The organism is Spongiactinospora sp. TRM90649, assembly GCF_029382225.1.
In the GTDB taxonomy this organism is placed as follows: Bacteria; Actinomycetota; Actinomycetes; order Streptosporangiales; family Streptosporangiaceae; genus Spongiactinospora.
The window spans coordinates 1-571 of sequence record NZ_JARLTC010000113.1 but is presented as its reverse complement, the minus strand read 5'-3'; the positions used below and the strand labels follow the sequence as shown (position 1 = coordinate 571).

The following is a 571-nucleotide window of genomic DNA, read 5'->3' as shown; positions in this document are numbered from 1 at the left end:
CTTGGCTGGGTGCTAACCGGTGGTTCGGGTGAGGACCAGGTCGCGGTGCGCGCCTCCGGCGTGTACGGCAGGCGCCTGAACCGCACTCCCGCCCACCCCGACGGCCCCCGCTGGCAGCCCGAGGGCACCGTCCTGATCACCGGTGGCACCGGCGGCCTGGGCGGGCACGTCGCCCGCTGGCTCGCCCGCAACGGCGCCGAGCACGTGCTGCTGGTCAGCCGTCGCGGCCCGGACGCGCCCGGCGCGGCCGAGCTGGTCGCCGAGCTGCGGGAACTCGGAGCCGAGGCGACCGTGGCCGCCTGCGACGTGGCCGACCGCGACGCGCTGGCCGCGCTGCTGGCCGAGCACCCGGTGACCGCCGTCGTGCACGCCGCCGGGGTGACCGACGACCACGAGATCGGCACGCTGGATCTCGGCACCTACCACGCGGTGCTGCGCGCCAAGGCGCTCGCCGCCGCGAACCTGAGCGAACTGACCGAGGACGCGGGCCTTTCCGCCTTCGTGCTGTTCTCCTCGATCGCGGGGGTGTGGGGCAGCGGCGGCCAGGCCGCCTACGCCGCCGCGAACGCCT

1 protein-coding gene is annotated in these 571 nt (G+C 76.2%); it reads left to right on the top strand.

The features are described 5' to 3' along the window. The coding region (locus P3X83_RS43220; RefSeq protein WP_277311264.1) for an SDR family NAD(P)-dependent oxidoreductase at positions 1-571 on the top strand (571 nt) is incomplete at both ends.